At 69.4% G+C, this 13,468-nt stretch carries 12 protein-coding genes; 2 read left to right on the forward strand and 10 right to left on the reverse strand.

The window, feature by feature from the left end; translation table 11 throughout:
- Window positions 1-158 precede the first annotated feature (158 nt).
- Entirely contained in the window at window positions 159-887 is a 729-nt protein-coding gene (locus J8403_RS14370) for an N-acetylmuramoyl-L-alanine amidase (protein WP_246585837.1), read from the forward strand.
- A 37-nt stretch (window positions 888-924) separates the two neighbouring features.
- Here J8403_RS14370 and J8403_RS14375 read toward each other — a convergent pair whose 3' ends face one another.
- Together J8403_RS14375 and J8403_RS14380 are read right to left on the reverse strand one after the other, a co-directional pair.
- Window positions 925-2,361 (reverse strand): hypothetical protein, encoded by a 1,437-nt coding sequence (locus tag J8403_RS14375; RefSeq protein WP_246585838.1) that lies wholly within the window; start codon window positions 2,359-2,361, stop codon window positions 925-927.
- A 216-nt stretch (window positions 2,362-2,577) separates the two neighbouring features.
- Window positions 2,578-3,747: a cysteine desulfurase family protein gene (locus tag J8403_RS14380; RefSeq protein WP_211123538.1), complete on the reverse strand. Its 1,170-nt coding sequence runs from the start codon at window positions 3,745-3,747 to the stop codon at window positions 2,578-2,580.
- 133 nt (window positions 3,748-3,880) lie between these two features.
- On the opposite strand from J8403_RS14380, the gene J8403_RS14385 reads away from it, so the two are divergent.
- A complete protein-coding gene (locus J8403_RS14385) occupies window positions 3,881-4,741 on the forward strand; it encodes an alpha/beta fold hydrolase (protein ID WP_211123539.1) in 861 nt (286 codons plus the stop codon).
- 222 nt (window positions 4,742-4,963) lie between these two features.
- Here the strand turns inward: J8403_RS14385 and J8403_RS14390 are convergent, their stop codons facing one another.
- The 8 genes from J8403_RS14390 to J8403_RS14425 all read right to left on the reverse strand — a co-directional run bounded on the left by J8403_RS14390 (window position 4,964) and on the right by J8403_RS14425 (window position 13,261).
- Entirely contained in the window at window positions 4,964-5,842 is an 879-nt protein-coding gene (locus J8403_RS14390; protein WP_211123540.1) for an SRPBCC family protein, read from the reverse strand.
- Window positions 5,839-6,213 (reverse strand): ArsR/SmtB family transcription factor, encoded by a 375-nt coding sequence (locus J8403_RS14395; protein ID WP_211123541.1) that lies wholly within the window; start codon window positions 6,211-6,213, stop codon window positions 5,839-5,841. Before J8403_RS14395 ends, J8403_RS14390 begins: the two co-directional genes overlap by 4 nt.
- Before the next feature lie 73 nt (window positions 6,214-6,286).
- Entirely contained in the window at window positions 6,287-6,946 is a 660-nt protein-coding gene (locus tag J8403_RS14400) for a trimeric intracellular cation channel family protein (protein WP_059144113.1), read from the reverse strand.
- A gap of 52 nt (window positions 6,947-6,998) precedes the next feature.
- Window positions 6,999-8,075: an ABC transporter ATP-binding protein gene (locus J8403_RS14405; protein WP_211123542.1), complete on the reverse strand. Its 1,077-nt coding sequence runs from the start codon at window positions 8,073-8,075 to the stop codon at window positions 6,999-7,001.
- Between the two features lie 20 nt (window positions 8,076-8,095).
- On the reverse strand, window positions 8,096-9,238 hold the full coding sequence (locus J8403_RS14410) for an ABC transporter ATP-binding protein (RefSeq protein WP_246585839.1): 1,143 nt from the start codon (window positions 9,236-9,238) through the stop codon (window positions 8,096-8,098).
- The gene (locus J8403_RS14415; protein WP_211123543.1) at window positions 9,235-10,233 is read right to left on the reverse strand and encodes an ABC transporter permease; all 999 of its coding nucleotides are present in this window, start codon (window positions 10,231-10,233) and stop codon (window positions 9,235-9,237) included. Before J8403_RS14415 ends, J8403_RS14410 begins: the two co-directional genes overlap by 4 nt.
- Before the next feature lie 134 nt (window positions 10,234-10,367).
- Entirely contained in the window at window positions 10,368-12,128 is a 1,761-nt protein-coding gene (locus J8403_RS14420) for an ABC transporter substrate-binding protein (RefSeq protein ID WP_211123544.1), read from the reverse strand.
- 128 nt (window positions 12,129-12,256) lie between these two features.
- Window positions 12,257-13,261, reverse strand: coding sequence for an ABC transporter permease (locus tag J8403_RS14425; RefSeq protein WP_211123545.1), 1,005 nt, complete (start codon window positions 13,259-13,261; stop codon window positions 12,257-12,259).
- Window positions 13,262-13,468 lie beyond the last annotated feature (207 nt).

Raw genomic sequence — 13,468 nt, forward strand, 5'->3', positions numbered from 1 at the left:
AGCGGATGGACACATTCCGGTGGGTGGTTCCGGTGGGTGGTTCCGGTGGATACGTTCCGTGGTCCGGAGACCCGGAAACAGCGATACCTCAGAGACAGTTCAACGTTCATCTACCCGGACGGCCAGAGGGCCGCCGCCGGGAACGAAGGCTTCCGGCCATGATCCCGGCGGCCGGAACCGGATGCCCTCCCCCGCGCGTTGAGCGTTCCGTGAGCGAGAGCACCACCGGCGGTGGACGCCGCGTCAGCAGGCGCACCCTCCTGATCGGGGGCTCTGCGGTCGGGCTCGGCGCGGCCGGGGTAGCGGGCTATGCCGCGCGGGACGAGCTGTCCCGGATGTGGTGGCGGCTGCCCGGGATCGAAAAGCCGCGCAAGGCGGGCGCGGTCGACCAGCCGGGCGCCGAGTGGATCGCGGCCTCGGGGGCGAACTGGCGGTGGGCCGACCGGCCGGACGACTACCCCATCGACCGGGTGGTGATCCATGTGGTCCAGGGCAGCTACGACGACGCGGTGCGGGTCTTCCGGGACCCCGGACACCGCGCCGCGGCGCACTATGTGGTGCGCCGCGACGGGCATATCGCTCAGATGGTGCGCGAGCTGGACGTGGCGTTCCACGCGGGCAACCGCTCGTACAACGAGCGCAGCATCGGCATCGAGCACGAGGGGTTCGTGAGCGAGCCGAGCTCCTTCACGGACGCGATGTACCGCGCCTCGGCACGGCTGACCGCCTCGATCTGCGAGCGGTACGGCATAGCGCGGGACCGCGAGCACATCGTCGGCCATGTGGAGGTGCCGGGCACCGATCACACCGACCCGGGCCGCCACTGGGACTGGGACCGCTATATACGGGCGGTGCGAGCGGTGCGCCTGCCACGGACGCCGTCCTAGGACGCCCGCGGACGGCGGCTCAGGCGCCGAAGACGGCTCAGGCGCCGAAGACGACGGCCAGCGGACGGCCCGCGCCGTCGCCGCTGGCGGGCCTGCTCGCCCGGTTGTCGCCGATGTAGAGCTTCTTACCGGTGTAGATCATGGTGCAGTCCCCGTAGACGTCCATACCGGACTCCGCGTCCTTCATGTCGTCCGGATGGGTCTGGAGCGTCTCCATCTCGAAGGTCTTGGGGTCGACGCGCACGACCCCGCCGGCCTCGCTGTACATCGAGCCCAGATAGGCGATGAGGGCACCGTCGTCATCGGTCTGGACGGGGATCAGCGACCTGCTCTCCGCCATCTTCGTCTTCCCGGTCTCCTTGCCGGTCTTCAGGTTCAGGCCGCTGATCCGCTCCCCCGGGCCGCCGTGGTCCACGTCCACCTCCGAGGAGAGGTAGAGGGTGCCGCTCGCCTTGTCGAGGGCGAGCTCGGCGCAGCCCTCCACGCTCGTGGCCGGGCAGTTGGGCTGGTATCCCTTGGCCAGGACGTCGATCGTGCTGAGCAGCTTGCCCCGCTTGCCGCTGTCGTCGATGGTCAGGATGTCCGTGGTGCCCGTCCCGGCGTCCGAGTCGCCGGTGTCGACGGCCACGACGAGCGGCGCGGTGGAGATCACATGCGCGTATTCGACCTTCTCGTCCAGCTGGTAGGACGAGGTCACCTCGCGGGTCTTCGGGTCCACCGTCTGGACCTCCAGCCGCTCGGTGCTGGAGTCCTCGCTGTCACAGCCGCGGATCGCGACGATCTTGTCATCGCCGCCCGCGTAGCCGTTGTCGTCGCAGTCCGCGAGGTAGGCCGGCTTCCACAGCGGCGTGCCGTCCAGCGACCAGGCTCCCCCGCCGCCGGTGCCGCCCGCGGCGACGGTGCCACCGCCGATGGTGACCTCGTCGAACTGCACCCCGGAATTGCCCTCGCTGTCCGACCCCTCCTTCTGCCAGACCAGCTTGCCCTTCTTCAGGTCGACCAGCCCGACCCGGGTGCACAGCGCGTCCTCGCCCGCGCCGTCCCGGAACAGGACCGCGGTCAGCCCCTCCTTGGTCATATGCGGTGAGGCCCAGCAGAGCTGCCCGCCGAGGGGTATCTCCCACCGCGATGTGGCGCCGTCGAGCGAGTAGCCGACGATCTTGTTGACATCGCCCTTCGCGAAGGTCGTGTCCGTGACCCAGGTGCCCATGGTGTTGGTCTCCTTGCCGACCTTCGGCATGGCGACCTTGCCCAGCGTCTTCGCCTGGGCGCCCTGGGACGATCCGCCGTTCTTGCCGCCGTCGTCATCGTCTCCGGACCCGCAGCCGGTCACCAGGGCGACGGCGAGGGCCCCGCCCACGATCAGCTTCAGGGCGGGCTTGGCACGCCGCCCCCGCGACGGCGGCCGCTGCGCCCCCTGCGACCGCGGGGGCTGATGCGACGGGTGGTGCGGCGGCAGCGAAGGCTGCGACATCGATGAACTCCTGGATTTCCCCGTGAAGAAAACCTGTGCGCTTTCCGCGCATGCCAGGTCCGTTGACGGGGAAATCCTTTCCCACGGCTCTCCGCCATTTCAAGCGGAGAAGAGTGTTCCGTAGGTTATGTGAAATGGCCGCCAGGACAATTCGAATTACGTGGTTATTATGTGGCGGTCCGGGGGGGCGGAGATACGGGCCGATGCTCCGCCCGTTCAGCTGAGCCCCGCCCCGCGCGCCCGCTCCACCGCCGGGCCGATCGCCTCGGCGACGGCCTCGACATCGGCCTTGGTCGAGGTGTGGCCGAGCGAGAAGCGCAGGGTGCCGCGGGCCAGGTCGGAGTCGCTGCCGGTGGCCAGGACCACATGGCTGGGCTGGGCGACACCGGCCGTGCAGGCCGAGCCCGTCGAGCATTCGATGCCCTGCGCGTCCAGCAGCAGAAGCAGTGAATCGCCCTCGCAGCCGGGAAAGGAGAAGTGGGCATTGGCGGGGAGCCGGCCCGCCGGATCGGGGTCGCCGCCGAGAACCGCGTCGGGCACGGCCGTACGGACGGCGGTGATCAGCGCGTCGCGCAGGGCGCCGATCTCGCGGGCGAACTCCTCGCGGTGCTCGGTGGCATACGCTCCGGCGACGGCGAAGGCGGCGATGGCCGGGGTGTCGAGGGTCCCGGAGCGCACCTGGCGCTCCTGGCCGCCGCCGTGCAGCACGGGCACCGGCGTGTGCTCACGGCCGAGCAGCAGCGCGCCGATGCCATAGGGGCCGCCTATCTTGTGGCCGCTGACGGTCATCGCGGCCAGCCCCGAGGCGGCGAAGTCGACCTCGATCTGGCCGAACGCCTGGACCGCGTCGGCATGCAGCGGGACGCCGAATTCGGCGGCGACCGCGGCGAGTTCGCGGACCGGCTGGACGGTACCGATCTCGTTGTTGGCCCACATGACGGTGGCGAGGGCGACGTCCGAGGGGTCGCGGGCGATCGCCTCGCGCAGCGCGTCGGGGTGGACCCGCCCGAGGGAGTCGACCGGCAGCCATTCGACCCGGGCGCCCTCGTGCTCCGCGAGCCAGTCGACCGCGTCGAGCACGGCGTGGTGCTCCACGGGGCTGGCGAGCACCCGGGCGCGGGCCGGATCGGCGTCCCTGCGGGACCAGTAGAGCCCCTTGACCGCGAGGTTGTCGGCCTCGGTCCCGCCGGCGGTGAAGACGACCTCGCTCGGGCGGGCGCCCAGCGAGGCGGCCAGGGATTCACGCGACTCCTCGACGGTACGACGGGCACGCCGGCCGGCGGCGTGCAGCGAGGAGGCGTTGCCCGTGACGGCGAGCTGGGCGGTCATCGCCTGCACCGCCTCCGGGAGCATCGGAGTGGTGGCGGCGTGGTCGAGATAAACCATGGTGGCCTCGATTCTACGAGGCGTTGCGGGGTGCGTAGCGGGCGCGCGGGCGCACGGTCGTTCCGCTACCTCTTTCGCACCGCCTCGCGCGGCCCCTCGACAGCATCGGTAAGGACCGTCTACGTTTTTACTCATGACAGCGACTGAGTGGAAGACCGAGTGGACGCTGGACCGCACCTACCGCAGCTCCTCCGGCGAGGTCCGCTGGGCCGCGTTCGGCGCGCCGGACGCGCCGCCGGTCGTGCTGCTGCACGGCACGCCGTTCTCGTCGTACGTATGGCGGGGCGTCGCCCGTGCGCTGGCCGACCGGCACCGGGTGTTCGTCTGGGACATGCCGGGCTACGGGGCCTCCGAGAAGCGGGCCGGCCAGGACGTCTCGCTGGCCGCCCAGGGCCGGGTCTTCGGCGAGCTGCTCGACATGTGGGGGCTGACCGGGGCCGGGGCGGAACCGGCCGTCGTCGCCCATGACTTCGGCGGATGCGTCGCGCTGCGTGCGCATCTGCTGCACGGTGCGCGGTATCGCCGGTTGGCGCTGGTGGACGTGGTGGCGCTGGCGCCTTGGGGGTCCCCGACGTACCGGCTGTTCGGCGCCCACCACGAGGTCTTCGGGCAGCTGCCGCCCGAGCTGCACCGGGGTCTGGTGCGCGAGTACGTCCGCTCGGGAAGCGCCCCGGGCCTCCCTCCGCGGGTGCTGGAGCGGATCGTGGACGGCTGGTGCGGTCCGGAGGAGCAGTCCGCGTTCTATCGGCAGATCGCGCAGAACGATCAGCGGTTCACGGATGAGATCGAGGGCCGCTACGGGGAGATCAGCCTGCCCGTGCTGGTCTGCTGGGGCGCGCAGGACGCCTGGATTCCGGTGGAGCGGGGGCGGGAGCTTGCCGCTCGCATTCCGGGGGCGGGGTTTCGGCTGATCGAGGGGGCGGGGCATCTGGTGCAGGAGGATGCGCCTGCGGAGCTCGCGGTTGCGCTGAGCGGGTTCCTCGGGGACGGCTGAGGTTGCGCCTCCGGCGGTTGCTCCCCTGCCCCGCCCCTTCCCGACCTGCGGCTCCGCCGCGTGCCGGGGCTCCGCCCCGGACCCTGGTCCTCAAGCGCCGGACGGGCTGGGATTGCCCAGCGGCTCCGCCCCGGACCCCGGTCGTCGAACACCGGACGGGCCGGGATTGCCCAGCGGCTACGCCCCGGACCCCGGTCCTCGAACACCGGACGGGCCGGGTTTTCAGCTGCTCACCCGGAGCAGCTTGGCGGCCAGGAGGCCGATGTGGTGGCGCCATGCCTGCTGGGCTTCGGTGCGTTCCGCTTCCGCGTCCGCCGGGCCCGTCTGGGTCAGGATGAGGCGGGCGCCGTGGCCGGTGCCCTGGGTGAGCTCCCAGCGGACCGTCCCGGCGGGACGGCCGTCGCGCTCCCAGGCATAGGCGAGCACCCGGGGCGGATGCGCCTCGGTGATCGGGCCCGCCGGGACCGCGTCCGTACGGAAGCCGAAGGGGACCGGCGCCCCGGCGGCCGGTTCGGGGGTGTCGTCGGCCGGGCCGGTCAGCGTCCGCCAGGCCGTCTCGGCGGGGCGGACCAGCTGGCGTTCGAAGCGCAGCCGCCAGCCGCCGTCCTCGGTGGTCTCCACCGCCCCCTCGGCCAGGCCGAACGCCTCGACGTACTTCTCGTGCAGCTCGGCCATGTCGCCATGGGCGATCTCCTCGCCGCCCAGCAGGGCCGCAAGACCGGTGATGCAGGCGTGCCAGCCGGAGGCGAAGCTGGCCGCGCCGAAGCGGTCGCCGAAGGTGTGGGTGAGGGTCAGCACACAGCCGTCGCCCTCGGGGCGCAGCTCCCAGCGGAGCTCGTCCTCGCCCCAGGTGAAGGCGAAGACATGGGGCGGATCGAGCTCGGTGACGACGCCGTCCATGTCCGGGGCCTCGCGCCCGGGGAAGACGAAGCCCATCCGGCCGCCGGTCTTGAGCTCGACCTGGACCTCGGAGGGGAACCAGTGGACGAGCTGGGCGGGATCGGTCAGCGCTCGCCAGACCTTCTCCGGGGGGTGGGCGAGCCGGCGCTCCAGGCGCAGGGCCGAGCGGCCGCCGCCGGTCTGGGCAAGGGTGTCTTTCATGGCGCTTCTCCGTCGGGTGCGTCGAGTACGTCGGGTACGTCGGGTTCGCCGGTCGCGTCGAGGGAATCCGGCATCGTGTCCAGGTGTCGTTCGAGCGCGTCGAGACGGTCGGTCCACAGCCGACGGTACGGCGCGAGCCAGGCGTCCACCTCGGCGAGCGGCTCCGGGCAGAGCTCGTACCAGCGGCGCTGGGCGTCCCGGCGGACCCGCACCAGACCGGCCTCGCGCAGCACTCGGAGGTGCTTGGAGGTGCCCGGCTGGGTGAGCCCCAGATGCTCGGTCAGCTCACCGACCAGGCGGGGCCGCTCCAGCAGGAGGTCCAGGATCTGCCGACGACTCGGCTCCGCGAGCACATCGAACGGTATGGCCATGGCCTCAACATAACGGCCCGGCTATATAACCGCAAGGGTATTTACGCTGCGTGCGGCCCACGGCCCGAGCCCCTCAGCTCTCCTCCGTCGCCGTACTGCGCCGGTTCCAGGCCCGCGGCGCCCGCCAGCCGAACCGCATCGCCAGCAGCCGCACCACAAACGTCACGGCGGCCGCGAGTGCGCTCGTGGCCGCCGTGAGGGCGTCGAAGTGAAGCAGCAGCGCCGCTATGGAGGAGCCGAGGATGGCCGGGACGGCGTACAGGTCACGGTCCCAGCGCAGCAGGGAGGGCACCTCATGGGCGAGCAGGTCGCGGATCACACCGCCGCCGACCGCCGTGGCCATGCCGAGGGTGACGGACGCGGTGACACCGAGCCCGAAATCGTGCGCCTTCATCGTGCCCTCGACGCAGAACAGCCCGAGGCCCGCCGCGTCGAAGACCCCCACCGCCGCCGTGATCCGCTCGACCTCGGGATGGAGGAAGAAGACGATGCCGGTGGCCACGAGCGGGGTGAGGAAATAGCCGAGGTCGGTGAAGGCGATGGGCGGCACCGCGCCGATCACCAGGTCGCGGAAGATCCCGCCGCCCAGCGCGGTGGCCTCGGCGAGCACCGCCATGCCGAAGACATCGAAGTTCTTCCGCACGGCGAGCAGCGCGCCGGACATCGCGAAGACGAAGATCCCGGCGACTTCGAGCGCGTGCTGGACGGACGGGGTGAACAGTTCGATGAGCACCCGACATTGTTATCCGCGGATGCGCCCGGCCCCGTCCGGGCCCCGTCCCGTCTCAGCCTTCGGTCTTCTTCGTCACCTTCTGTGCCGCCTCGGCACCGGGCTTCTCCTGCGGCGCCTGGTCCGCTGCGTTCTCCGGGTGGTGGCAGGCCACCTGGTGGCCGGTGGCCAGCGTCACCAGTGGCGGCTCCTGGCTCTTGCACACCTCGGTCGCCTTCCAGCACCGGGTGTGGAAGCGGCAGCCGGACGGCGGGGAGATCGGCGAGGGCACATCGCCCTTGAGCAGGATCCGCTCCCGCTTGGCGCGCCGCTTGGGGTCCGGCACCGGCACCGCGGACAGCAAGGCCTTGGTGTACGGGTGCATGGGACGCTCGTAGAGGTCCTTGCGGTCCGCCAGCTCGACGATCTTCCCGAGGTACATCACGGCGATCCGGTCCGAGACATGGCGGATGACCGACAGATCGTGCGCGATGATCACATACGTCAGGCCCAGCTCCTCCTGGAGGTCGTCCAGCAGGTTGACCACCTGCGCCTGGATCGACACGTCCAGCGCCGAGACCGGTTCGTCGGCGACGACCAGCTTGGGCTTGAGGGCCAGCGCCCGGGCGATGCCGATGCGCTGCCGCTGACCGCCGGAGAACTCGTGCGGATAGCGGTTGTAGTGCTCGGGGTTGAGCCCGACCAGCGCCAGCAGCCGCTGGACCTCGGCCTTGACGCCGCCCTCCGGGGTGACGCCCTGGAGCCGGAAGGGCGCGCTGACGATCGCGCCGACGGTGTGCCGGGGGTTCAGCGAGGAGTACGGGTCCTGGAAGATCATCTGGACGTCACGGCGCATCGGCCGCATCTGAGCGGTGTTCAGATGCGTGATGTCCTTGCCCTCGAACTCGATCTTGCCCGAGGTGGGTTCCAGCAGCCGGGTGACCAGCCGTCCCATGGTGGACTTGCCGCAGCCCGACTCGCCCACCACACCCAGGGTCTCCCCCGGCCGGACGTCGAAGTCGAGCCCGTCGACCGCCTGCACCGCACCGGCCTGCCGCTGCAGCAGCCCCTTCTTGATGGGGAAGTGCTTGACCAGACCCGACACCTTGAGCAGGGGCTCGGGCGACGTCGTCGCCTTCTCCGGGACCGTCATCTTCGGATCCTTCGTGTCGGTCACAGCTTCGGCGCAATCTCTTCGGTCCAGATCCGGGTGCGCTCCTCCTGCGACATATGGCATGCGGAGAAGTGCCCGCCGCCCCCGGCCTCGGCGAGCTCCGGCCGCTCGGTGCGCGTGATGTTGTCCTTCGGCACATCGGCGTACGGGCAGCGCGGGTGGAAGGCGCAGCCGGACGGCACATTGATGAGGCTGGGCGGGGAGCCCTTGACCGGGATCAGCCGCTCGGTCTGGTCGCGGTCGATCCGGGGCATCGAGCCCAGCAGCCCCCAGGTGTACGGGTGCTGGGGCTCGTAGAAGACCTTCTCGGCCGGGCCCCGCTCGACACAGCGGCCGCCGTACATCACCAGCAGATCGTCGGCGAGCTCGGCGACCACGCCCAGGTCATGGGTGATGACGATGACCGCGGAGCCGAACTCCTTCTGCAGATCCCGGATGAGGTCGAGGATCTGCGCCTGGACGGTGACGTCCAGGGCGGTGGTCGGCTCGTCCGCGATCAACAGCTCGGGGTTGTTGACCAGCGCCATCGCGATCATGGCGCGCTGGCGCATACCGCCGGAGAACTCGTGCGGATAGCTGTCCACGCGCTTGTCGGGCTGCGGGATGCCGACACGGTCCAGCAGGTCGATCGCGCGCTTGCGGGCCACCTCCTTGGTGACCTCGTTGTGCACCCGGTACGCCTCGATGATCTGGCGGCCGATGGTGTAGTACGGGTGCAGCGCGGAGAGCGGATCCTGGAAGATCATCGACATCTCGCGGCCGCGCAGCTTGCGCACCTCGTCGGGGTCGGCGCCCAGCAGCTCCTGGCCGTTGAGCCAGATCTCACCGGAGATCCGCGCCTTGCGGCGGCCGTACTGCCCGGCGGTGTGCAGCCCCATGATGCCGAGCGAGGTGACGGACTTGCCGGAGCCGGACTCGCCGACGATGCCGAGGGTCTTGCCCTTCTCCAGCCGGAAGCTGAGCCCGTCCACGGACTTCACCAGACCGTCGTCGGTCGGGAAGTGGACGTGCAGATCGCGCACCTCGAGGAAGGCGGTGGGGGCGGGCGAGCCGGCCGCTGCCACCTCGCCCACGGCGGCGGTGCCGGTGGCCGGCAGATCGCCGTTCCCGGGCTGTCCGGAGGACTTGGTCAGGTCGGTCATCCGAGCCTCACTCGCGGGTCGATGACGGCGTACAGGAGGTCCACGATGAGGTTGGCGACCACGATGAAGACGGCCGCGATCAGGGTGACGCCGAGGATGACCGGCAGGTCCTTCTCGGTGATCGCGTTCACCGCGAGCCGCCCGAGGCCGGGCAGGTTGTAGGTGGTCTCGGTGAGGACCGCGCCGCCCAGCAGCGCGCCCAGGTCGAGGCCGAGCAGGGTGAGGACCGGGGTCCAGGTCGAGCGCATCGCGTGCCTGCCGATGACCACCCGCTCCCGCAGACCCTTGGCGCGGGCGGTGCGGATGTAGTCCTCTCCCATGATCTCCAGCATGGTCGCCCGGGTGAGCCGGGCGTACATCGCCGCATAGAGGAAGGCGAGCGTGATCCACGGGAGGATCAGGCTCTCGAACCACATCGCCGGATCGTCACCGAGCCCCTTGTAGTCCACGTTGACCCACTTCAGCGAGTAGCTGAAGATCGCCAGCGAGAGCAGACCGGTGAAGTAGATCGGCAGCGAGACACCGGCCAGCGCGACCGTCATCGCCGAGCGGTCCCACAGGGTGCCCCGGCGCAGCGCGGAGACGACACCGGTGGTGATGCCGCCGACCAGCCACAGCAGGCAGGCGCCCGCGGCGAGCGAGAGGGTCACCGGCATGGCGTCGGTGAGCTGCGGCCACACCGCCTGCTCGGTGCGGAAGGAGTAGCCGAAGCAGGGCGCCGGGCAGTGGGTGACATCCGTGCCGTTGGCGTAGTCACGGCCCACGAAGAGGCCTTGGACGAAGTGCCAGAACTGCACGAGGACCGGATCACCGAGGCTGAGCTTCTCCCGGATGCCCTCGATGGCCGCGGGGTCGGCCTGCTTGCCGACGAACAGCAGCGCGGGATCGGAACCGGCCCACTTCGGGATCACGAAGAAGATGGCGAAGGTCGTGAGGGTGACGACCAACAGCATCACGACGACGGCGAACAAGCGCCGGATGAGATAAGCAAGCACTGTGCGCGGCCCGGGGGTGGCCCGTGACCCCGGTTGAGGGGGATCACGGGCCACCACCCGCGGCCATCACCTGCCCTTCGGGCCTATCGGGTGCGGCGATGGTTAACGTGTGCGGCGGGTCGGGTGACCGGCCGTCACTTGACGACGCCCAGCTGGGAGTAGTCGTAGCGACCGTTGTAGGCCGCCGACGAGAAGGCGTTCGTCAGCCGCGAGCTGCGCCAGGTGATGTTCTTCTCGTAGATGAACGGCATCTGCACGGCCAGGTCGCTGACCTTGTGGTTCATCTTCTGGTAGATCGCGCCGGCCTTGCTCGGGTCGGTCTCCTTGAGCGCGTCGTCGAAGTACTTGTTGATCTCCGCGTCGTTGGTCTCGGAGACGTTGTAGTTACCGGTCTGCTCGATGAAGCGGCCGTCGATCAGCGGCTGGGAGAAGCCCTGGCCGGTCGGGAAGTCCGGGCCCCAGCCGGTCATGGACAGGCCGTAGCCGCGCTTCTTCATCACCGACGGCGAGCCGGTGATGCTGGCGGAGGTGCTGCCCTGGATCGGCTCCACGTTGAGGTTGATGCCGACCTTCTTCAGCGACGCCTGCAGCGCCTCGGCGGCCTCGACCTCGGCGGGCTGGTCGTTGCGGGCCACGATGCTGGTGGAGAAGCCACCCGGCTTGCCGCACTGCTTGAGCTCGTCCTTGGCCTTGGCCACGTCCGCCTTGCCACCGCGCTTCAGGACACCGTACGGGTCGTAGTTGTCCGCGCCCTTCACGCTCTTGGGGAGCATGTTGGTGGCGATGTCACCACCGGCCTGCGGGCCACCGCGGGTGGTCTGGAGCGACTTGTAGTCGGTGCCGTAGACGACCGCCTTGCGGCAGTGGATGTTGTCGAACGGCTTGACCTTGGTGGTGAAGTCGACGTACCGGACGAAGCTGGTGGTGATGTTGTCGACGTTGCCCTTGTTGTGCTTGAGGGCGTCGTTGCGGCCCGAGGGAGTCATACCGGTGGCGCTGAGGAAGACGTCGTAGTCGCCCTTGATCAGCAGCCGGTCGATCGCCTCGAGGTTGGAGTTGAAGGTGACCGAGACCTTGTCCGGCAGGGCCGGGCGGATCGGGTCGGACGCCTTCTTCCAGCTGGTGTTGCGGACCAGCGACAGGCTCTTGCCCGGGGTGTACGACTGGACCTTGTACGGACCGGAGGAGAAGGGCCGGTTGGTGTACTTGGCGCCGGTGTCCTTGTCCGCCTTCACCGGGGAGCCGGTCGGCATCGCGAGCATCTGCTCGAAGTCACCGTTGGGCTTGGCGAGGTTGAAGACGATGGTCTTGTCGTCCGGCGTCTGGATCGCCTTCAGGCCCAGCTTGTCCTTGGACTTGTCCTTGTACGGGCCCTTGTACTCGCTCTTGGGGTCCAGGACCTGGCGCAGATAGCCGGGGCCGCCGGAGACGACGTCCTTGGCCCAGATGCGCTCGATGCCGTACTTGACGTCCTTGGACGTGATCGGGGAGCCGTCCTCCCAGGTGATCCCGTCGCGCAGGGTGTAGGTGTAGGTCTTGCCGCCGTTGCTGATCTTGCCGGTGGAGGTGGCGAGGTCCGGGGTCAGCTCGTTCGCGGCGTTGCCCGGCTTCGGCGTGTAGGAGATCAGTTGGCGCGCGTAGAAGCGGGAGAAGTCCCAGGCGAACCCGTAGTACTGGCGCTGCGGGTCGAGGGAGTCGAACTCCTGCTTGTTGATGAACTTGAGGGTGCCGCCCTTCTTGGCGGACTTGGCGGCGACACCCTTCACCGCGGCGTTGAACCCGGCACCCGAGCCCTCGTCGTCGGAACTGCCACCACCGCAGGCGGCGGTGGCCAGCAGGGCGCCGACGACAGCCGTCGCTCCGGCGATCCGCCTGCTTCTCGAGAGCCGTTTCATAGTTGCTGCAACCTCCGGGTTAGCGGTCCTAGGCATGGCGCCGCGGAATACCTTGGGGAGCCTTCTGCCGGATGCGGCAGGGGCTGCTGATGCGTTCGAGTACGACCGGGCGGCCGTGTGCCGCACCGTCATCGGGTGCCCTTCGGATCCAGTGCGTCGCGGACGCCGTCGCCGAAGAGGTTGAAGGCCAGCACCGTGACGAAGATCGCCACACCCGGGATGATCATGAACATCGGGTCGTCCTCATAGGTGCCGACCGCCTTGGAGAGCATCTGCCCCCAGGAGGCGGTGGGCGGCTTCACGCCCGCGCCGAGGAAGCTGAGCGCGGCCTCCGTGAGGATGTTGGTGGGGATCATCAGCGTCGCGTAGACGGTGATCGGCGCCACCAGGTTGGGCAGCAGCTCACGGAAGAGGATGTAGCGCCGGCCGGCACCCAGGCTCCGCGCGGCCTCGATGTACTCCTTCTCGCGCAGCGACAGCGTCTGGCCGCGCACGATGCGGCCGACGTACGGCCAGCCGAAGAAGCCGATGACCGAGACCAGGATGGCGATGCGCACCCCGCTGCCGGTCAGTCCCAGCAGGTCGTTGGGGAGCACCGAGACCAGGGAGATGATGAAGAGCAGCTGCGGGAAGGCCAGCAGCATGTCCATCACCCGGCTGATCACCGAGTCCACCCAGCCGCCGAAGTACCCGGCGATGATGCCGAAGATGGTGCCGAGGACCACCGCGACCACCGCCGCGAGGAAGGCCACCAGCAGCGAGATCCGGGCGCCGTAGACGACGCGGCTGAAGACGTCGCGGCCGTTGGACGGCTCCACGCCGAAGAGGAAGTCCGAGCTGATACCGCCCATGGACCCCTTCGGGGTGCCGAACAGCGGGTCGATCTCCTCCTGGTGGAACTCATTGGGCGGATGCCCGAGCAGGCTCACGATCAGTGGAGCGAAGATCGCCACCAGAACCAGGAAGACGACAACGATGCCACCCGCCAGCGCGAGCTTGTCCCGCTTCAGGCGTGTCCAGGCGATCTGCCGCAGCGATCTGCCTTCGACGGACGCTTTGACCACATCCGCCGCTACATCGGCAGTCGCCACCGGATCGCTGTCCGTGCTCGTGCCGTGCAATGGTGCCGTCATCGTGGTGGAGACCCCTCTCGACCGGTGGTGACCGGCCCACGACTCGCCGCTGTGGCGGCTTTGTTCACAACCCTGGTGAAAGTCGCGTTCTGGTACGGAACCTTCTCGGAAGGGGTCGTACGCAGGAACCGCACCCCTTGGAGCGGGAGTCTTCAACGCGTTTGTGATCACCCGCCAGTACTCCCGGGCAATGGATGCCTAACCGTG

Origin of the sequence: Streptomyces yatensis (assembly GCF_018069625.1) — a bacterium.
Taxonomy (GTDB): domain Bacteria; phylum Actinomycetota; class Actinomycetes; order Streptomycetales; family Streptomycetaceae; genus Streptomyces; species Streptomyces yatensis.

What these genes read in the sequence shown, in the direction of transcription:
- J8403_RS14370 (WP_246585837.1), top strand. Translation starts at nt 159, where the DNA reads ATGATCCCGGCGGCCGGAACCGGATGCCCTCCCCCGCGCGTTGAGCGT.
- J8403_RS14425 (WP_211123545.1), bottom strand. Translation starts at nt 13,261, where the DNA reads ATGACGGCACCATTGCACGGCACGAGCACGGACAGCGATCCGGTGGCG.
- J8403_RS14410 (WP_246585839.1), bottom strand. Translation starts at nt 9,238, where the DNA reads ATGACCGACCTGACCAAGTCCTCCGGACAGCCCGGGAACGGCGATCTG.
- J8403_RS14405 (WP_211123542.1), bottom strand. Translation starts at nt 8,075, where the DNA reads ATGACGGTCCCGGAGAAGGCGACGACGTCGCCCGAGCCCCTGCTCAAG.
- J8403_RS14395 (WP_211123541.1), bottom strand. Translation starts at nt 6,213, where the DNA reads ATGGCCATACCGTTCGATGTGCTCGCGGAGCCGAGTCGTCGGCAGATC.
- J8403_RS14390 (WP_211123540.1), bottom strand. Translation starts at nt 5,842, where the DNA reads ATGAAAGACACCCTTGCCCAGACCGGCGGCGGCCGCTCGGCCCTGCGC.
- J8403_RS14420 (WP_211123544.1), bottom strand. Translation starts at nt 12,128, where the DNA reads ATGAAACGGCTCTCGAGAAGCAGGCGGATCGCCGGAGCGACGGCTGTC.
- J8403_RS14385 (WP_211123539.1), top strand. Translation starts at nt 3,881, where the DNA reads ATGACAGCGACTGAGTGGAAGACCGAGTGGACGCTGGACCGCACCTAC.
- J8403_RS14375 (WP_246585838.1), bottom strand. Translation starts at nt 2,361, where the DNA reads ATGTCGCAGCCTTCGCTGCCGCCGCACCACCCGTCGCATCAGCCCCCG.
- J8403_RS14380 (WP_211123538.1), bottom strand. Translation starts at nt 3,747, where the DNA reads ATGGTTTATCTCGACCACGCCGCCACCACTCCGATGCTCCCGGAGGCG.